The organism is Streptomyces sp. NPDC008139 (genome assembly GCF_042957025.1).
Lineage (GTDB): Bacteria > Actinomycetota > Actinomycetes > Streptomycetales > Streptomycetaceae > Actinacidiphila.
Genome location: NZ_JBIBHM010000008.1, coordinates 338,099 through 356,918, shown reverse-complemented (window position 1 = coordinate 356,918; position 18,820 = coordinate 338,099). Strand labels below are relative to the sequence as shown.

At 70.9% G+C, this 18,820-nt stretch carries 17 protein-coding genes; 14 read left to right on the top strand and 3 right to left on the bottom strand.

Annotated features, from left to right (window positions below):
* Positions 1-9: 9 nt before the first annotated feature.
* Both ACFZBB_RS19580 and ACFZBB_RS19575 read left to right on the top strand, forming a co-directional pair.
* Positions 10-1,290 carry an acetyl-CoA C-acetyltransferase gene (locus tag ACFZBB_RS19580; RefSeq protein ID WP_391123806.1) on the top strand — a complete coding sequence of 427 codons (1,281 nt, stop codon included), beginning with the start codon at positions 10-12 and terminating at the stop codon, positions 1,288-1,290.
* 96 nt (positions 1,291-1,386) lie between these two features.
* Complete coding sequence (locus ACFZBB_RS19575; RefSeq protein ID WP_391123805.1) at positions 1,387-3,297, top strand: AMP-binding protein; 1,911 nt, start codon at positions 1,387-1,389, stop codon at positions 3,295-3,297.
* 94 nt (positions 3,298-3,391) lie between these two features.
* Here ACFZBB_RS19575 and ACFZBB_RS19570 read toward each other — a convergent pair whose 3' ends face one another.
* Positions 3,392-3,595 (bottom strand): cold-shock protein, encoded by a 204-nt coding sequence (locus tag ACFZBB_RS19570; protein ID WP_033177709.1) that lies wholly within the window; start codon positions 3,593-3,595, stop codon positions 3,392-3,394.
* A 431-nt stretch (positions 3,596-4,026) separates the two neighbouring features.
* Here ACFZBB_RS19570 and ACFZBB_RS19565 point away from each other — a divergent pair, with 431 nt between their 5' ends.
* From ACFZBB_RS19565 to ACFZBB_RS19520, 10 genes are all read left to right on the top strand, one after another.
* Positions 4,027-4,878, top strand: coding sequence for an MqnA/MqnD/SBP family protein (locus ACFZBB_RS19565; protein WP_391123802.1), 852 nt, complete (start codon positions 4,027-4,029; stop codon positions 4,876-4,878).
* A gap of 124 nt (positions 4,879-5,002) precedes the next feature.
* A complete protein-coding gene (locus ACFZBB_RS19560; protein WP_391123800.1) occupies positions 5,003-9,613 on the top strand; it encodes a DUF6531 domain-containing protein in 4,611 nt (1,536 codons plus the stop codon).
* Between the two features lie 10 nt (positions 9,614-9,623).
* Positions 9,624-9,938 carry a hypothetical protein gene (locus ACFZBB_RS19555; RefSeq protein WP_391123798.1) on the top strand — a complete coding sequence of 105 codons (315 nt, stop codon included), beginning with the start codon at positions 9,624-9,626 and terminating at the stop codon, positions 9,936-9,938.
* Positions 9,939-10,166: 228 nt separating this feature from the next.
* Positions 10,167-10,481: a hypothetical protein gene (locus tag ACFZBB_RS19550; protein WP_391123796.1), complete on the top strand. Its 315-nt coding sequence runs from the start codon at positions 10,167-10,169 to the stop codon at positions 10,479-10,481.
* Between the two features lie 53 nt (positions 10,482-10,534).
* Positions 10,535-11,188 carry a hypothetical protein gene (locus ACFZBB_RS19545; RefSeq protein ID WP_391123977.1) on the top strand — a complete coding sequence of 218 codons (654 nt, stop codon included), beginning with the start codon at positions 10,535-10,537 and terminating at the stop codon, positions 11,186-11,188.
* 84 nt (positions 11,189-11,272) lie between these two features.
* Positions 11,273-11,569 carry a WXG100 family type VII secretion target gene (locus ACFZBB_RS19540; protein ID WP_188281644.1) on the top strand — a complete coding sequence of 99 codons (297 nt, stop codon included), beginning with the start codon at positions 11,273-11,275 and terminating at the stop codon, positions 11,567-11,569.
* A gap of 239 nt (positions 11,570-11,808) precedes the next feature.
* Positions 11,809-13,002 carry a cyclic dehypoxanthinyl futalosine synthase gene (gene mqnC / locus ACFZBB_RS19535; protein WP_391123794.1) on the top strand — a complete coding sequence of 398 codons (1,194 nt, stop codon included), beginning with the start codon at positions 11,809-11,811 and terminating at the stop codon, positions 13,000-13,002.
* A 53-nt stretch (positions 13,003-13,055) separates the two neighbouring features.
* The gene (locus tag ACFZBB_RS19530; protein WP_391123792.1) at positions 13,056-13,556 is read left to right on the top strand and encodes a hypothetical protein; all 501 of its coding nucleotides are present in this window, start codon (positions 13,056-13,058) and stop codon (positions 13,554-13,556) included.
* 54 nt (positions 13,557-13,610) lie between these two features.
* Positions 13,611-14,321 carry a demethylmenaquinone methyltransferase gene (locus ACFZBB_RS19525; protein ID WP_391123790.1) on the top strand — a complete coding sequence of 237 codons (711 nt, stop codon included), beginning with the start codon at positions 13,611-13,613 and terminating at the stop codon, positions 14,319-14,321.
* A 180-nt stretch (positions 14,322-14,501) separates the two neighbouring features.
* Positions 14,502-15,788 carry a geranylgeranyl reductase family protein gene (locus ACFZBB_RS19520; protein WP_355340468.1) on the top strand — a complete coding sequence of 429 codons (1,287 nt, stop codon included), beginning with the start codon at positions 14,502-14,504 and terminating at the stop codon, positions 15,786-15,788.
* On the opposite strand, the gene ACFZBB_RS19515 is transcribed toward ACFZBB_RS19520, so the two are convergent.
* Positions 15,772-16,077, bottom strand: a complete 306-nt coding sequence (locus ACFZBB_RS19515) for a DUF2087 domain-containing protein (RefSeq protein WP_391123788.1) — start codon at positions 16,075-16,077, stop codon at positions 15,772-15,774. The two genes, ACFZBB_RS19520 and ACFZBB_RS19515, sit on opposite strands and share 17 nt — an antisense overlap.
* Positions 16,078-16,192: 115 nt before the next feature.
* Between ACFZBB_RS19515 and ACFZBB_RS19510 the strand changes: the two genes are divergently transcribed.
* The gene (locus ACFZBB_RS19510; RefSeq protein ID WP_391123786.1) at positions 16,193-16,669 is read left to right on the top strand and encodes a pyridoxamine 5'-phosphate oxidase family protein; all 477 of its coding nucleotides are present in this window, start codon (positions 16,193-16,195) and stop codon (positions 16,667-16,669) included.
* Between the two features lie 150 nt (positions 16,670-16,819).
* Here ACFZBB_RS19510 and ACFZBB_RS19505 read toward each other — a convergent pair whose 3' ends face one another.
* The gene (locus ACFZBB_RS19505) at positions 16,820-17,824 is read right to left on the bottom strand and encodes an NlpC/P60 family protein (protein ID WP_391123784.1); all 1,005 of its coding nucleotides are present in this window, start codon (positions 17,822-17,824) and stop codon (positions 16,820-16,822) included.
* Between the two features lie 608 nt (positions 17,825-18,432).
* On the opposite strand from ACFZBB_RS19505, the gene ACFZBB_RS19500 reads away from it, so the two are divergent.
* On the top strand, positions 18,433-18,792 hold the full coding sequence (locus ACFZBB_RS19500; RefSeq protein WP_355340462.1) for an NADH-quinone oxidoreductase subunit A: 360 nt from the start codon (positions 18,433-18,435) through the stop codon (positions 18,790-18,792).
* Positions 18,793-18,820 lie beyond the last annotated feature (28 nt).

The following is an 18,820-nucleotide window of genomic DNA, read 5'->3' as shown; positions in this document are numbered from 1 at the left end:
GGAGATCGCATGCAGACCCTCCGCCGTGTCGCCGTCGTCGCGGGCAACCGCGTCCCCTTCGCGCGCTCAGACGGCCCGTACGCCACCGCCTCCAACCAGGACATGCTCACGGCCGCCCTCGACGGCCTCGCCGACCGCACCGGCCTGCGCGGCGAACGCGTCGGCGAGTTCGCCGCGGGCGCCGTCCTCAAGCACAGCCGCGACTTCAACCTCGCGCGCGAGACCGTGCTCGGCAGCGTCCTCGACCCGACGACCCCCGCGTACGACATCCAGCAGGCGTGCGGCACCGGCCTCCAGGCCGTCTTCGCGGTCGCGGCCAAGATCGCCCTCGGCGTCGTCGACTCCGGCATCGCGGGCGGCGCCGACACCACCAGCGACGCGCCGCTCGGCGTCAACGACGACCTGCGCCGCATCCTGCTCGCCGCCCGCCGCGCCAAGTCCACCGGCGCCAGGGCCCGTGCGCTGACCGCCGTACGGCCCCGGCACCTCGCGCCCGACGTCCCGCGCAACGCCGAACCCCGCACCGGCCTGTCCATGGGCGACCACGCCGCGCTCACCGCCGAGCGCTGGGGCATCACCCGCCAGGCGCAGGACGAACTGGCCGCCGCCAGCCACCGCAACCTCGCCGCCGCGTACGACCGCGGCTTCCTCGATCCGTACGTCACCCCGTACCGCGGGCTGGACCGCGACCAGAACCTCAGGCCCGACTCCACCGTCGAGAAACTGGCCAGGCTCCGCCCGGTGTACGGCGGCCCGGACGGCACCATGACCGCGGGCAACTCCACGCCCCTCACCGACGGCGCGGCCGTCGTCCTGCTCGCCACCGAGGAGTGGGCGCGCGAGCGCGGGCTCGAACCGCTCGCCTACCTCACCGCGTACGAGACCGCGGCCGTCGATTACGTCGGCGGCGAGGAGGGGCTGCTGATGGCCCCCGCCTACGCCGTGCCCCGCATGCTCGCCCGCGCCGGGCTCGGCCTCGCCGACTTCGACTTCTACGAGATCCACGAGGCCTTCGCCTCCCAGGTCCTCGCCACGCTCGCCGCCTGGGAGGACAAGGCCTACTGCGCGGAGCGGCTCGGACTCGACGGCCCCCTCGGCGCCGTCGACCGCGCCCGCCTCAACGTCGCCGGGTCCTCCCTCGCCACCGGGCACCCCTTCGCCGCCACCGGCGCCCGGATCGTCGCCACCCTCGCCGGGCTCCTCGCGGAGCGCGGGGGGACGGGCCGCGGCCTCATCTCCATCTGCGCCGCCGGCGGCCAGGGCGTGACGGCCGTCCTGGAGCGCCCCTGAGCCGCGGTCCGCTGACGGAAGACGGTTCCGCCGCCACAGCGTCTTGCTCACCCCCCCCCGGCAGGGGGAAACCCTCACCACGTCTGGAGCCGCAGCATGCCGATACGTACCAGCGGGGAACCCGAAACCCTCAAGGACGGCGACCGAGTCGTCCAGGCCGGGGTCCCGCCCCTCGTCCCGCCCCCGGAGAAGGGGAGCCTGGCGGACATCCCGTTCACGAACGCGGCGGAGGCCCCGCACGACCCCGTGCTGAGCAGGAAGGACGTCCGGGCCCAGTGGCACGACGTCACGGCACGGGAGTTCAGGGACGAGGTGGTGGCCGTCGCGAAGGGCCTGATCGCGGCGGGGCTGAAGCCGGGCGACCGGCTGGCGATCATGGCGCGGACGACGTACGAGTGGACGTTGACGGACTTCGCTGCCTGGGCGGCGGGCCTGATCACGGTGCCGATCTATCCGACGTCGTCCGCGTCCCAGACGGCATGGATTCTGGCGGACTCGGGCGCGGCGGCGTGCGTCGTGGAGAACGTGGAGCAGAGCCGCCTGGTGAGCGGGGAGCGGCGCGGGCTGCCGGACCTGCTGCATCTGTGGCAGCTCGACGCGGGCGGGCTGGCGCAGCTCACGGCGGAGGGCCGGACGCTGCCGGACGCGCTGGTGGAGGGGCGGCGGGCGACCCTGACGCCCGGGTCGGTGGCGACCCTGATCTACACCTCGGGCACCACCGGCCGCCCGAAGGGCTGCGTCCTGACGCACGGCAACTTCTTCGCCGAGGTCGACAACGCGATCGAGCTGCTGCACCCGGTGTTCAGGTCGGTGAGCGAGGAGCCTGCCTCGACGCTGCTGTTCCTGCCGCTCTCGCACGTCTTCGGGCGGATGGTCGCGATCGGCTGCCTGCGCGCCCGGGTACGCCTCGGACACGCGCCGAGCATCGCGACCGAGGACCTGCTCGCCGACCTGGCCGGGTTCCGTCCGACGTTCCTGCTGGCGATCCCGTACGTCCTGGAGAAGGTCTACAACACCGGCCGCGCCACCGCGGAGAAGATCGGCCGGGCGGCGTCCTTCGACCGGGCCGCCGGGATCGCGCAGCGGTACGGGGAGGCCGTCGTCGCCCAGCAGGCCGGTGCGGGCGGCGGCCCCTCGCTCGGACTGCGGCTGGCGCACGCGCTGTACGACCCGCTGGTCTACCGGCGCATCCGCGCCGCGCTCGGCGGCAAGGTGCGGTACGCGATCTGCGGCGGCTCACCGCTGGGCAAGCGGCTCGCCGCCTTCTACGCGGGCGCGGGCGTGATGGTCTTCGAGGGGTACGGCCTGACGGAGACGACCGCGGCGGCCACCGTGACACCGCCGCTGCGCCCCCGGCTCGGCACGGTCGGCTGGCCGCTGCCCGGTACGGCGGTACGGATCGCGCCGGACGGCGAGGTGCTGCTGCGCGGCGGCCAGATCTTCGCCGGGTACTGGAACGCGCCCGGCGGCGTACCGGGGGTGGCCGTGGCACCTCCCGGACAGGACTCCGGGGACGGCTGGTTCCCTACCGGGGACATCGGGGCGCTGGACGAGGCCGGTTATCTGACGATCACCGGCCGGAAGAAGGAGATCCTGATCACGGCGGGTGGCAAGAACGTCGCCCCGGCACCGCTGGAGGACCGGCTGCGGGCGCATCCGCTGGTCGGCCAGTGCATGGTCGTCGGCGACAACCGGTCCTTCGTGGCGGCGCTGCTGACCCTGGAGGCGGACGGCCTCGGGCACTGGCAGCGGATGCACCACAAGGAGGGGCTGCGGCCCGCCCAGCTCGTCGACGATCCGGAGCTGCTGGCGGAACTCCAGAAGGCGGTGGACGACGCGAACTCCTCGGTGTCACAAGCCGAGTCGATCCGGAAATTCCGGGTGCTTCCGGTGGAATTCACCGAAGAGGGCGGACATCTCACGCCGTCGATGAAGTTGAAGCGTTCAAAGGTGGCGCGGGACTTCGCGGAGGAGATCGAGGAGCTGTACCGGAAGCGGCCTCGCTGACCCGTAAAAGGCAGGGGCCCCACACGGAAGTGCGGGGCCCCTTGGTACTGCAGGTTCGGGCGATGTGATCTCTACCCTTGAGCTAGTCCAAGGACTAGTTGGGGGTGACGTTCTCCGCCTGAGGACCCTTCGGGCCCTGCGTGACGTCGAAAGTCACCGGCTGGTTCTCCTCGAGGGAGCGGAAGCCGGAGGCGTTGATCGCGGAGTAGTGGACGAAGACATCCGGGCCGCCGCCGTCCTGGGCGATGAAGCCGAAGCCCTTTTCAGCGTTGAACCACTTCACGGTTCCGGTAGCCATAAAGCCCTCCTTGGGCCCAAAGGGTTGCCCTGCTCCAGAACCTGCAACTGCGAAGTCTGAAAACTACAAAAGCCTGCGGGTTACATGCTCCGCAGGCTCTGTACTGCAAGGGAAACCAAACTGCAACTTGCGATGAGCGTAGCACGCAGGGTCGAGGCCGGGGAAGGGTCTCAAGATCGGTCTTTTCGAGCCCGTGGAAGGGGTCGCGGAGGGGGTGCCGGGGGAGGGTCGGGGGCGGCCCGTACGGCGGTCCCGCGGCGGTTCGTCGACCGTCTCGCGGCGGTCGGCGCGGGCGGCCCGTACGGCGGTCCCGCGGCGGTTCGTCGACCGTCTCGCGGCGGTCGGCGCGGGCGGCCCGCGGCCGTCACCGCGAGGGCACCCCGAAGCCCCCCGGCGCGGTACGGCCCCGACCCAGGAGTAGCGTCCGACAGGTGGACACTTCTGAGCGTGACGCCGAAAGCGGCCGGACCCGCCCCCGGGTCGGCCACATCCAGTTCCTCAACTGCGTCCCCCTCTACTGGGGCCTGGCCAGAACGGGCGCGCTGCTCGACCTGGAGCTGACCAAGGACACCCCGGAGAAGCTGAGCGCCCAGCTCGTCGAGGGCGACCTCGACATCGGCCCGGTCACCCTCATGGAGTACCTGAAGCACGCCGACCAGCTCGTCGCCCTCCCGGACATCGCGGTCGGCTGCGACGGCCCCGTCATGTCCTGCGTGATCGTCAGCCAGCTCCCGCTCGACCGCCTCGACGGCCAGCGCGTCGCCCTCGGCTCCACCAGCCGCACCTCGGTCCGCCTCGCCGAACTCCTGCTCACCGAGCGGTACGGCGTCACGCCCGACTACTACCGCTGCCCGCCCGACCTCTCGCTGATGATGCAGGAGGCCCAGGCCGCCGTCCTCATCGGCGACGCCGCCCTGCGCGCCTCCCTCCACGACGCGCCCCGCCTCGGCCTTGAGGTCCACGACCTCGGCCAGATGTGGAAGGACTGGACGGGACTGCCCTTCGTCTTCGCGATCTGGGCCGCCCGCCGCGACTACTTCACCGCCCGCCCCGACGCCGTCCGCGACGTCCACCGCGCCTTCCTCGCCTCCCGCGACCTCTCCCTCGAAGAGGTCGAGAAGGTCGCGGAACAGGCCGCCCGTTGGGAGTCCTTCGACCAGGACCTGCTCCGCCGCTACTTCACCACCCTCGACTTCTCCCTCGGCCGCGACCAGCTCACCGGCATCGCCGAATTCGCCCGCCGCGTCGGCTTCCCGCCCAGCGCCAAGGTCGACCTCATCTGACCCCCCTCCCTCCTACCGCCCCCCTCCCCGGCTCCCCGGGAACCGGCCCCCTTGCGCACACCGTCCTAGTGGGCATGATGCGTTGAGTTGAGGTGTTGTCGTACGGGGGCGGGGGTGTCTGGCGATGGCTCGTCCGACGGATTGGGATGTGCTGGATCTGGACCGGGATCCGGTGCCGGGTGATCCGTTCGAGGTGAAGGAACTCGCGCGGAAGCTGGGGGATTTCGCCGATGATGTCGCCTCGGCGCTGCGGTCCGTGCGCGGCCTGAGCGGTGACACCGTGGTCCAGGAGTGGGCGGGGTTGTCGGGGGACGCGTACCGGCAGCAGTTCGGGGACCTGCCGGGTGAGCTGGACAAGCTGGAGCGCTCCTACCGCCTGGCGTCGGGTGCGTTGGATGATTACTGGCCGAAGCTGGAGACGGCGCAGGGTGACGCGGACCGGGCGCTGGCCCAGGGGCGCACCGCGCGGCAGGAGCTGGACACCGCCAAGTCCCAGCTCACGAACGCTGATGCGTGGGTGAAGCGGGCGCAGGACAAGTCGAAGTCGTATCAGGAGGACCCGAAGCCGAACGTGCCGCCGCCGTCGGCGGAGGAGGTGCGTGCGGCGGCCCGTAACGCCACGGACGCTCAGAGCGCCCACACCACCGCGTCCACCGCCGTCCACAGCGCGCAGGCCAAGCTCGACGCCGCCAAACAACTCGCGGCCGACGCGGCCCAGTTGCGGGACGACGCGGCCTCCACCGCGCAGCACGCGCTGCATGAGGCGAGCGATGCGGGGATCAAGAACAAGCACTGGTGGGAGAAGGCGGTCGACTGGGTCGCCGACCACTGGGACGACATCATCGCGGTCTGCAAGGTCATCGTCGCGGTCCTGGGCATCGTCGTCCTGATCATCGGCGGCCCCCTGGCCTGGCTCGTCCTGGCCGCCGCCGTCCTGGTCCTGGCCGACACCGTCATGAAATACCTCAAAGGCCAGGCCAGCCTCTGGGACGTCCTGTTCGCGGCCCTGGACTGCATCCCCATGTTCAAGGGCCTCACCACCGCCGGCGGCCTGTTGAAGATGGCCCGCGAACTCCCCGCCCTCCTCAAATCCGGCAAAGCGCTGGAGAACATCGCCAACAGCGTCCGCAAAGGCGTGACGGGTCTGCGGGAGATGGGCCGCGAGTTCCAGAAGCTCATCACGTGCGGCGACCCCGTGGACGTGGCCACCGGTCAAGTGGTCATGTCGGCAACGGACTTCAGGCTGCCGGGGATTCTGCCTGTCGTGTGGGAACGGCACCACCGGTCGACCTTCCGGGGCGGTCGCTGGCTCGGCCCGTCCTGGTCGTCGGTGCTCGACATGCGGCTGATCCTCGACGACGAGGGGGTGCGGTTCATCAAGGAGGACGGGACCGTCACCCATTACCCGGTCCCGCAGCCCGACACCGACGTTCTTCCGGTGGTGGGGCCGCTCTGGCCGCTGCGGTGGAACGGGGACCCGGCCGACGGGATGACCGTCCACCTGCCGGAGTCGGGGACCACGCACCACTTCTTCCCGCGCAAGGGAGCCGCGGAACTGCTGCTGCGCCGCACCGTCGACCGCAACGGGAACACCGTCGAGGTCACCTACACACCGGGCGGTGTCCCGCTCACCGTGGAAAGCTCCGGCGGCTACCGGGTCGGCGTGGAGACACGGGACGGCCGGATCACGGCGATGCGGCTGCTGAGCGACGCGCGCGAGCCGAGCCTGGTCGCGTACGGGTACGACGACCGCGGCAATCTGCACCGGACGGTGGACGCCAACGGCGGCGCGTTCTCGCTGTACTACGACGACCAGCGCCGTGTCACCGGCTGGCGGGACGGCCGGGAGACCACGTACACCTACGAGTACGACGCCGACGGGCGCTGCGTCCGCGCCCACGGCTCGGAGGGGATGCTCGACTACTCCTACGCGTACGCACCGCAGGAGGGCAGGACGGTCGCCACCAACTCGCTGGGCGAGGCGACGGAATACCGTTTCAACGAGGCGTTCCAGCTGACCGGCATCACCGATCCGCTCGGCCACACCTCCTCCTTCGACTGGGCCCCCGCGCCGGGTGTCGGGGAACGCCTGCTGAGCCGCACCGACGCACTCGGCCGGACCACCCGGTTCCGCTACGACGAGGCCGGGAACGTCACCCTCACCGCACGCCCCGACGGGGCCACCACACAGGTCGAATACGGCGCGTTCGGACGGCCGGTCCTGGTCACCCACGCCGACGGGTCGACGGCGCGCTTCACGTACGACGAGTTCGGGAACCAGGTGTCCGCCACCGACCCGCTGGGCGTGACGACCCGGTTCCGCTACGACGCGCGCGGGGCGCTCGAAGCCGTGATCGACGGGCTGGGCACGGTGCAGCAGACCGTCGTCAACGACGCGGCGGGACTTCCGCTGACCGTGACGGACGGGACCGGCGCGGTGACCGAGGTCGAACGGGACGCGTTCGGGCGGGTGATCCTCAGCCGCGATGTGACGGGCGCGGTCACGCGGTTGGAGTGGACGCCGGAGGGAGGACTGGCCCGGCGGGTGACACCGGACGGCGCCGTGGACGAGTGGACGTACGACGTCGAGGGCAGCCTGGCGGAGCACCGTTCGGCGACCGGTGGCGTCACCCGCTACGAGAACACGCACTTCGACCTGTGCACGGCACGTACCGAACCCGACGGCTCCCGCTACGAGTTCACGTACGACTCCGAACTGCGGCTCACCTCCGTCGTCGATCCGGGTGGCGACCGGTGGAGCTACACCTTCGACGCGGCCGGACGGCTCACGGCCGAGACCGACTTCGCGGGGCGGTCACTCACCTACCGCTACGACGAAGCGGGGCAGTTGACGGAGCGGGTCAACGGGGCGGGACAGTCCATCGCCTTCCGGCGCGACGTCCTGGGCAATGTCGTGGAGCAGACGGCGGACGCCGAACGTACCGAGTTCCAGTACGACTTGCTCGGCCGCATGACCCGGGCCGTCGGGCCCGCCGCGGACGTGTCCTTCGAACTCGACCCGGCTGGAAGGGTCCTGGCCGAACGGGTCAACGGGCGCGAGCTCAGGTCGTGGTTCGACGCGCTGGGCCGACGCACGCGGCGCCGGACGCCCGCGGGGGCCGTCAGCACCTGGACCTACGGCGCGGGGAACCGGCCGACGCGCCGGGAGGTCGGCGGCCAGACCGTGGACATCGGCTACGACGCCGCCGGTCGCGAGTCGGTCCGCCGGATCGGCGCGGACCTGACCCTGACCTGGGACTGGCGGGACGAGGCGCGGGCCACCGCGCTGAGCGTCACCCGCGGCGCCGACGGCCGGCCGACGACCCGGACGTACGAGCACACGATCGACGGCTATCTGGAAAGCCTGACGGACTTTGACGGCGCCGCGGTGCGGTTCGGGCTCGACAGCCGTCGACGGGTGACCGCCGTGACCGGGGCCGACTGGAGCGAGTCCTACGCGTACGACGCCCGCGGCGCTCTCGGCTCGTCCAGGGTCGGCGCGAGCCGGGACGACGAGGCGGCGCACACCTACGACGCCGGGCCCCGGGTCCGGTCGGTGGGGCGGAGCACCTTCGTCCACGACGCGCAGGGCCGGGTCGTCCAGCGCGTGCGCAGGCTGCTGTCCGGCGGCCGGCGGACCTGGCACTACTCATGGGACGCGGCGGACCGGCTCACGGAACTGCGTACGCCGGACGGCGAGACCTGGCGGTACCGCTACGACCCGCTCGGCCGCCGGATCGCGAAGACGCGTGTGTCGGACGCCGGGGACGCCGGGGACGCCGGACAGCACACCGACTTCACCTGGGACGGCACCCGCCTGGCGGAGCGGACTTCCGACGGGACCACCGTGACCTGGGACTACGGTGACGACGACGTCCCGATCGCCCAGACGGTCCGGACGACGGACTCCGAGCGGCCGGCCGGGAGCGCGGAGCTGTCGCCGGGGGAGGTCGACGAGCGCTTCCACGCCATCGTCACCGACCTCATCGGCACGCCGACCGAGATGGTCGATCTCTACGGTGTCGTGGTGTGGCGGCGGCCGGGTCCGGCCCTGTGGGGCGGCGGGGACGGCGGCCGTGACGACGCCGCGGACTGCCCGCTGCGCTTCCCCGGGCAGTACTACGACGCGGAGAGCGGGCTCCACTACAACTACGAGCGCTACTACGACCCCGAGACGGCCCGCTATCTCAGCCCGGACCCGCTGGGCCTGGACGCGGGCACCGACCCCTACGCCTACGTCCTCAATCCGCTGAACTGGTCCGACCCGCGCGGCCTCAAGGGCAAGTGCCTGGTCGACCTCTACCACGGCACCACCGGCGGCGGTCTGCGAGGCATCCTCGCCAACGGCGTGGACACCACGTTCAGCACCCGTGCGATGGACTTCGGCAAGGGCGGCTTCTATGTCACCAACGACCTCGAACAGGCGCAGAAGTGGTCGCGCATCCTGGCCGGGCGCTCCGGCGACGTCCCCGAAGTGGTGCACTTCAAAGTGCCCAAGAGTGAGCTGGAGGCCCTGAGAAGTAAGGTCTTCAACGGTACGAGCGACGAGCTGGCCAACTTCATCCGGCACAACCGTATGGGCGGGGCCATGCACAATTACGAACTGGTCGAAGGGCCCATGCTGTTGAACCTCAAGGCGTTCCGGAAGGGCGCGGCGGGGGTCTTCGACGGGCATCAGATCGCCGTCTTCGGCTCGAAGGCGGCCGACCTGTTCACCCGTTCACTGGTGCGCTGAGGGAGGCGCTGTGTCCGAGGACGAGTTCATCATGCCGACGTCTCCCGAGGCGCTGGAGTCCCTGCGGGACATCACCGACGAGCTGGTCGGCCTGTTCGGCCTGTCGCGCGCCGAGGCGGTGGCCCGCGTCAACCAGGCGTGGGGCGGCCAGGACCTGGCGACAGGCCCCGACCTCCTCGGCCACGAGGACCCCGAGCACTGGGCCTACGGCCTGTACTACGAGGGCGATGTGCCGTACTGGGAACCGGAAGCGGACCGCACCCACTGGCACGTCCGCCCGGCCCCACCCCGCGACTCCCCGGCCTGGACCCGCCATGCCGACTGACTCGCGGGTGGGCGTGCGGGGTCCCGGTGATCAGACGACGGCGGCCATGCGGCGGCTCGCCGGGCGGGTGGAGATCGACGCGCTGGACGGCGACCCCGACGTCGTCGTGTCTCGGCGGGCTTCGTCCTCGACCCCGAGGACGACCTGCTGCGCGTCACGGCCGCGCCGCCCGGCGGCGGAACGGTGGGATTGTTGGAGCGGACGACGTGACGTGGGGAGGGGGATCGGATGGGTGGGGCTCCGGATCGGCTGGCGGTCGATCTGACCGGACTTGAGGACTTCGCGCGGACGTTGGACTCCGTGCGGACGACCATGAACGGGACGCGGAAACTCTTCAACTCGTACGAGGCCAAGCTGGGCTCGGACAAGGTGTCGGGGGCGCTCGACAGCTTCGAGCGCAATTGGAAGGACGGCCGTAAGGAGATCGACAGCCAGTTGGAGGGGCTGTCGAAGATGGCCGACACCGCGGTGCGCGAGATCAAGAAGGCGGACAAGGACCTCGCGGACCAACTCGCCAAGTCCGCCAAGGGAGACGGCAAGTGACGACCCCCGGCGCGGACGCCGACGACAGCGAACAGCCGCGGCCCGTACGGGTGATGCCCGTCGAGCGGGAGGGCTTCTCCCTCACGGTGCCCATGACGTGGTGGGAGTTCGACCTGCACCCGGCGACCCGCGACGAGAGCGTGCGCCGCACCATCGCGCAGCGCGTCAAGGAGAATCCGGCGCTGGCCGAACACCGCGACGTGCTGGCGCGGTTCCTGCGCAAGGCGGCGCGGGACGCGTACGAGAGCGGCGCGGTGTACGTCGGCTGCATGGCGCAGAACTTCGGCGCGCTGCCGCTCACCGCGTCGGTGACCGTCTCGCTGGTCGGCGCGCGGACGCCGGAGGGCCAACTGCTGGCGGCGGACCCGGCGTCGATCGTGGCCGGGCTGCGCACGCGGGAGGCGGCCAAGGACGGTGACCCGTGGCGCAAGGTGACCACCGTCGACATCCCGGAGACGGGCCTGGCCGCGCGGACGTACGGCATCGAGGACGTGACCGTGCCGGGCGACTCGCGGACGGTGCGGACCGTGCTGATGCAGACGTTCATCCCGCTGCCGGGGCACACCGACAAGGTCGCGCTCGTGGCGGGCAGCAGCGCCGTACTCGACCTGGCGGACTCGTTCTTCGACATCTTCGACGCCGTCACGTCGACGTTTCGGTACCGGGAACCAGAGGCTGCACCCCTCACGTCCTCCCCTGTAAGTTGAGGCATCAGCAGACCATCAGACAAATCTGCGATCAGGAGCCACGGGGGTCGGCCCTGCGGCACGTTCGACGAGAGGTAAGCCGCTATGGCTAATGTCAACGTTACGTATCAGGACATGCGGGATGCGGCCACCAAGCTGCGCACCGGTCAGCACGAGATCACCGAGAAGCTGAACACGCTGCACAAGTTCGTTCAGGATCTCGTCAACGGCGGCTACGTCACGGACCGTTCCTCGAAGCAGTTCGACCAGTCCTACAGCGAGTTCAACACCGGTGCCACCAAGACCATCGAGGGTCTGGACGGCATGGGCAAGTTCCTGGAGAGCGCGGCCGACGCCTTCCAGCAGGCGGACGAGCAGCTCGCCAAGGGTCTGAACGGCTGACGGTCCCCCCGACCGTCCGGCACGACCCGCGAGACCCGGCGTGTGCGCCGCGGCGACATGATTCGCCGCGGCGCACACGCGTGTCCGGCCCACCCTCGTGTCCGGCCCACCCCCGCGTCCGGCGTTCATGCGCGTCCGGCGCACCCGTACGTGGGGGCCGTGGGTCGTCCGGGACGCTGGCGTACGCTGGGCTGGTCCGTCCGCACTCCACGTCCGCACTCCTCCGAAAGGACCTCCCGGTGAGCGATACCGCAGCCGTCCTCGACCGTGCCGCCGCCGGTGGCCGGATCACGCCGGAGGAGGCGCTGGACCTCTACCGCTCGGCGCCCCTGCACGCGCTGGGCTCGGCCGCCGACGCCGTACGCCGCCGCCGGTACGCGGGCACCGAGCACATCGCGACGTACATCATCGAGCGGAACATCAACTACACGAACGTCTGCGTGACGGCGTGCAAGTTCTGCGCCTTCTACGCGGCCCCCAAGGACACCGACAAGGGCTGGTCGCGCGGGCTCGACGACATCCTGCGGCGCTGCGCGGAGACCGTGGAGCTGGGCGGCACCCAGATCATGTTCCAGGGCGGCCACCACCCGGACTACGGGGTCGAGTACTACGAGGAGCACTTCTCCGCGATCAAGGCCGCGTACCCGCAGCTCGTCATCCACTCCCTCGGCGCGTCCGAGGTCGAGCACATGGCGAGGATCTCCGGGGTCAGTGCCGAGGAGGCGATCCGCCGGATCCACGCGGCGGGCCTGGACTCCTTCGCGGGCGCCGGGGCCGAGCTGCTGCCCGCCCGGCCGCGCAAGGCCATCGCGCCGCTGAAGGAGTCCGGCGAGCGCTGGCTGGAGATCATGGAGACCGCCCACAACCTGGGCGTGGAGTCCACCTCCACCATGCTGATGGGCACCGGTGAGACCAACGCCGAGCGGATCGAGCACCTGCGGATGATCCGCGACGTGCAGGACCGTACCGGCGGCTTCCGGGCCTTCATCCCGTACACCTACCAGCCGGAGAACAACCACCTGAAGGGGCAGACGCAGGCGACCCTCTTCGAGTACCTGCGGATGATCGCCATCGCGCGGCTCTTCCTCGACAACGTGGCCCACATCCAGGGGTCCTGGCTCACCACCGGCAAGGAGGTCGGCCAGCTCTCGCTGCACTACGGCGCCGACGACCTCGGCTCGGTGATGCTGGAGGAGAACGTGGTGTCGTCGGCCGGCGCCAAGCACCGCTCCAACCGGATGGAGCTGATCCACCTCATCCGGTCCGCGGGCCGCGTCCCGGCGCAGCGCGCCACCACGTACGAGCACCTGGTCATCCACGACGACCCGGCGAACGACCCGGTCAACGACCACGTCGTCTCGCACCTGTCGTCCACGGCCATCGAGGGCGGTACGGCGCACCCGGAGCTGAAGCTGCTGGACGTCTCGCGCTGAGGCGTCCGGGGGCGGCCTGCCCCCGGAGGCCCCGCGTGCTGGATCATGGACCCATGCTGACCCTTCACGTCGCCCCGCTGCTCCGGCTCACCGCGGGCGGCGAGGCCGTCCCGGACGGCGCCGTCCTCGTCGACGGCGGCCGGGTCGTCGCCGTCGGGCCGATGGACGAGGTCGCCGCCGCGCACCCGGACGCCCGGGTACGGCGCTGGCGCGGCACCATCGGCCCCGGACTCGTCGCCGACGGCGTGCGCGTCTTCCTCGAAGAGACCTACCACGAGGACCCGCAGGACCCCGACCGGCCGCACGACCGTGCCGAGTCGGTGCGGCGCGGCATCCACGAGCTCCTCTCCCGGGGGGTGACCGGGGTGGTGGACGACCTCACCGACGCCGACGTCCGCTCCGCCGTCGACCGCACCGGCCTCCTCCGGCTCTGGCCCGGCACCACCTCGCCCGGCCTCGCCCCCGGCGGCCGGGCCGACCTCGCCGTCCTCGCCACCGACGGCTCCTGCGTCGCCACCGTCCTGGCCGGCCGCCTCGTCCACCGCCGCGCGTAGGTCCCCCGACGAGGCCGCGGCCCGGGCGGCGCGCGATGCGAATAGGGTGGGGGGGTGACGCGAGCATCGTTGGACAAGCAACCGCACGAAGTCGCCGCGATGTTCGATGACGTGGCGGCCAAGTACGACGTGACGAACGACGTGCTGTCGCTCGGCCAGACGCGGCTGTGGCGGAAGGCCGTGGCGCAGGCCCTGGAGGTGGGGCCGGGCGAGCGGGTGCTGGACCTGGGGGCGGGGACGGGCACGTCCTCGCTGCACTTCGCCGCCGCGGGAGCGGACGTCGTGCCCTGCGACTTCTCGATCGGGATGCTGCGCGAGGGCAAGAAGCGGCACCCGGAGCTGGCGCTGACGGCGGGGGACGCGACCCGGCTGCCGTTCGCGGACGGCGTCTTCGACGCGGTCACCATCTCCTTCGCGCTGCGCAACGTCCACGACACCGCCGCCGCGCTGCGCGAGATGCGGCGGGTGGCCAAGCCCGGGGGACGGCTGGTCATCTGTGAGTTCAGCCACCCCACGTACCGGCCGTTCAGGACCGTCTACACCGAGTACCTGATGCGGGCGCTGCCGCCGGTCGCGACGGCCGTCAGCAGCAATCCCGACGCGTACGTCTATCTCGCCGAGTCCATCCGCGCCTGGCCCGACCAGAAGGGGCTCGCCACTCGGCTCCAGGAGGCCGGTTGGAACGCGGTGGCCTGGCGCAATCTCACCGGGGGCATCGTCGCCCTGCACCGCGCGACGGCTCCGTCGACGGCTCCGTCCGCGTAGGACCGCGCGCTCGCGTCAACGCACCGCGCTGCGCGCGAACCGCGGTTCAGGCGGGCCCCGCTGTGTCCCGTCGCCGGGCCTCATAGACTCGGTACCGGCCGGGCAGCACTCGGCCGAGCAGCGCCCGGCCGAAAACGACCGTCGCCGACACCGACACTCGCCGAAACGGGAGAGCCCACCGTGACCGACACCGCCCTGTCCGAGCGCAGCGCCGATGTGATCGTCGTGGGCGCCGGGCCCGCCGGTTCGACGACCGCGTACTACCTGGCCAAGTCGGGACTGAACGTCCTGCTGCTGGAGAAGACCGCGTTCCCGCGCGAGAAGGTGTGCGGCGACGGCCTGACCCCGCGCGCCACCAAGCAGCTCGTGTCGATGGGAATCGACATCTCGCAGGAGGCGGGCTGGCTGCGCAACAAGGGCCTGCGCATCATCAGCGGCGGCGTGCGCCTCCAGATGGACTGGCCCGAGCTGGCCGCGTACCCGAACTACGGACTGGTCCGCAAGCGCGACGACTTCGACGACATCCTCGCCCAGCAGGCGGTGAAGGCGGGCGCGACGCTGTACGAGCGGTGCAACGTGGGCGCCCCGATCACGGACGCGCGCACCGGGCGGATCACCGGCGTCGAGGCCAAACTCGGCGAGGAGAAGCGGCCGGTGACCTTCCACGCGCCGCTGGTGGTCGCCGCGGACGGCAACTCCACGCGGCTGTCACTGGCGATGGGCCTGCACCGCCGCGAGGACCGGCCGATGGGCGTCGCGGTCCGCACGTACTTCACCTCGCCGCGGCACGAGGACGACTACCTGGAGTCGTGGCTCGAACTGTGGGACCGGCGCGGGCCGCAGGACCGGCAACTGCCCGGTTACGGCTGGGTGTTCGGCCTCGGTGACGGCACGTCGAACGTCGGTCTCGGCATCCTCAACTCCTCCTCCGCGTACCGCGAGCTGGACTGGCGCGAGGTGCTCAAGGCGTGGTGCGCCTCGATGCCGGAGGAGTGGGGCTACACCCCGGACAACATGACGCAGCCGATCCGCGGCGCCGCGCTCCCGATGGCCTTCAACCGCAAGCCGCACTACACCAAGGGCCTGGTCCTGGTGGGCGACGCGGGCGGCCTGGTCAACCCGTTCAACGGCGAGGGCATCGCCTACGCGATGGAGTCCGGCCAGATCGCCGCCGACGTCATCACCCAGGCGCACGCCCGCGCCACCTCCGCCCAGCGCGAGCTGGCCCTGCAGAACTACCCGCGCATCCTCCAGGACACCTACGGCGGTTACTACACGCTGGGCCGCGCCTTCGTGAAGCTCATCGGCAACCCGAAGGTGCTCCAGATCGCCACGCAGCGCGGTCTCACCCACCCGATGCTGATGCGCTTCTGCCTCAAGCTGCTCGCCAACCTCACCGACCCGACCGGCGGTGACGCGATGGACCGCGTGATCAACGGCCTGACCAAGATCACCCCGAGCGCGTGACGCTCTCCGCGTCCTGACCCGCCCGCCGGTACGTCCGACCGTCCGGCGTGCGGGTCAGCCGCCCGGACTCCACCAGATAGCGGCGCAGCGCCGCACAGTCGTCGTGAACCGTCCGCAGCGCCTCGTTTACCTCGGCCTCCCCGTACGCCCGGCCGGGCGCGAAGAGGGTTTCCGCGAGGTGGTCAAGCAACTGGTCGCGGCGCGCGGCGCGGCGCGGGATCGTCACGAGGCGCCCGCGTGAGAACAGCGCGCCGAGGTCGTGTGCGGTGGTGCGGTCTGCGTCGGTCATGCCCCGACCCTTCCCCGCCCGCGTGCCGGCGGGCAACGGGATTATCGCCGCAGAGACCCAGCCGGGATCGGCGGGGACCTGCGCGGGCCCGGCGGGCGGCGCTAACGTGCGGCGTGTGACGGGAAATGAGCAGGTGATGTCGGACGGCGGCCCGCGCAGCCGGCCGGCGCGCAAGGAGAACGCGCTGCGGCGGCTGGCGGAGGACGGCGACGTGTGGGTGGCGACCGCCGACGCGACGGGGGTGCCGTGCCTGGTGCCGCTGGCCTTCTGGTGGGACGGCGAGGCGGTCTGGCTGTCGACGCGGCCGACCAATCCGACCGGCGCGAACATGGCGGCCACCGGGCAGGTGCGGCTGGCCCTGGGGACCACGAGGGACGTCGTGCAGATCGAGGGCACCGTGCGGGCGTACACAGCCGAGGAGTTGCCCGACGGGGTCGGGGACTCCTTCGCCGCGAAGGACGGCTGGGACCCGCGCGAGTCCGACGGGCGCTACGACTTCTACCGGGTGACCCTGGACGTGCTGCGCGCCTACGGCACCGTGCCGGAGCTGGTCGGGCGGACCCTCATGCGCGACGGCGAGTGGCTGGTCTGAGCGGGACAAGACCCCTGAACAAGGTCCCTGAACACGACGTCTGAACAAAAAGCGTTATCAGCGCATAACGGGCAGCAGACCGCCGTGACTTCCCGGCAGGGGAGTTACGGCGGTCTTATGGTGCCAAACGTGTGAAAAGGGGGAAACGGGTCAGAGGACCCGAACCGCCCAGTCCGGCATGTAGTCGGCCATCTGGTGAATGGCCACGGGGGTCGAGGGGTTGGCCGCGTCCAGGTACTGGCCGTCGCCGATGTAGACGCCGACGTGGTAGGCGCTGCCCTGGCCGCCCCAGAAGATGATGTCGCCGGCCTGCACATTGCTGACCGAGACGGGGGTGCCGACGTTGGACTGCTCCTGGGAGGTGCGCGGCAGGTCGACGCCGACGGTGGCGTAGGCGACCTGGGTGAGGCCGGAGCAGTCGTACGAGTCGGGACCGGCGGCGCCGTACACGTACGGCTTGCCGATCTGCGACTTCAGGAAGCTGATCAGCTTCGCGGCGCTGCCGGTCGCCGTGGTGGCGGAGGGGCTGGCCGTCGAGGTGGTCGTACCGGAGTCGGACGAACCGGAGGAACCAGAAGAATCAGAAGAACCGGACGAGTTGGTCGACGCGGTCGGTGTGGCCAGCGCGGTGCGCTCGGCCGAGCGGGAGGCGGCCTGGGTGGCGGCGCGCTCCTTGGCGGCCTCGGCGGCCTTCGCCTCGGCCTCGGCCTTCGCCTTCGCGGCGGCCTTGGCGTCGGCGGTCTTCTTCGTGGCGGCGGCTTCCTTGGCGGCCTCGGCCACGGAGGCGTCCTTGGCGGCCTGGAGCTGCATCGCGATGGCGGCCTGGTCGATCGCCTGAGCGGCCTGCGCCGCGGTCACCTCGGTGGTCAGCGTGGACGCCTGGGTGGCCGCCTCTGCGGCGTTCGCGAGATCGGACGGCGTGAGGGCCGGAGTGCCGTGCGCGGGGGTGGAGTCGGTGTTGTCGGCCAGGGCCGGGGCGGCGGAGCCGCCGAGAGCGATCGCGCTGACGACGCCGCCGACGAGTCCTGCCCTGCGTACCCAGTTGGGGCGGCCGGGGGCGGCGTGCCGTCGGCGGCCGGTATGCGATTCGGTCGGATGCGAGCCGGACGCGGAGGTCCGGTCGGACGCGGAGGTCCGTATCTGGTTCGGGGACATGCGGTCCTGGCTATCAGGAATGCTTGGTTCCGTTCAACAAAGGTGGGATGCGACACAGTTGACGTGCTCACGGCTCAAATGCCCAGTTTGTGATCTTGATGCGCGAGCGCTTTCGCCCGGTTTCGGATAAGCGGTCACCTATGCGCTCGTGCGCGCTTTCACGCGGGTGAATCACGCCTGAATGCCGGGCTCCGGGGCCGTCGCCGCTCGACCGCCGCGCGCTATCACGTGGACTCGTCCAGCGCCAATTTGCCTCTGCTGAGCGCCCCTTGATAATGCGCGCACCGCTCTGACCAGCGACAACGCTTCCACTTGTGACGTGAAGTGATCCTTTGCGGCCGTTCCGCACCATGATCACCGCTCATCCGACTTCATGATCGTTCGTCAGGTGGTGGAGATCACAAAGGTCTTGGCGTACCCCGTGTCGCAGATCACAGACCGGCAGGCATAGGATGCAGGCGGCTCAGGCTTGTGAACTGCCTCACATAGAAGCGATCTTCGTCGTTTCGGTGACGCGGACCACGGGCAGGGGCCGGCTCCTCCGCCCACCTCGGCGGGGGGACACCCACGCAGTCACTGGCGACTGAAAAAGGAAGGAGCGGGGGACGGTGAATGCCTACGCGCCCATCCTCGTGCTGGGAGGCCTTGCGGCCGGCTTCGCGATCTTCTCCGTTTTCATGGCCTCGATCATCGGGCCAAAACGGTACAACAGGGCCAAACTGGAAGCGTATGAGTGCGGCATCGAGCCCACCCCGCAGCCGGTCGGCGGGGGACGCTTCCCGATCAAGTACTACCTGACGGCGATGCTCTTCATCGTCTTCGACATCGAGATCGTCTTCCTCTATCCCTGGGCCGTCACCTTCGACCGGCTGGGGATGTTCGGCCTGGTGGAGATGCTCCTCTTCGTGCTCACCGTCTTCGTCGCCTACGCGTACGTGTGGCGGCGCGGCGGCCTGGAGTGGGACTAGGGAACGCCGAGAGGACCAGGGGACCAGG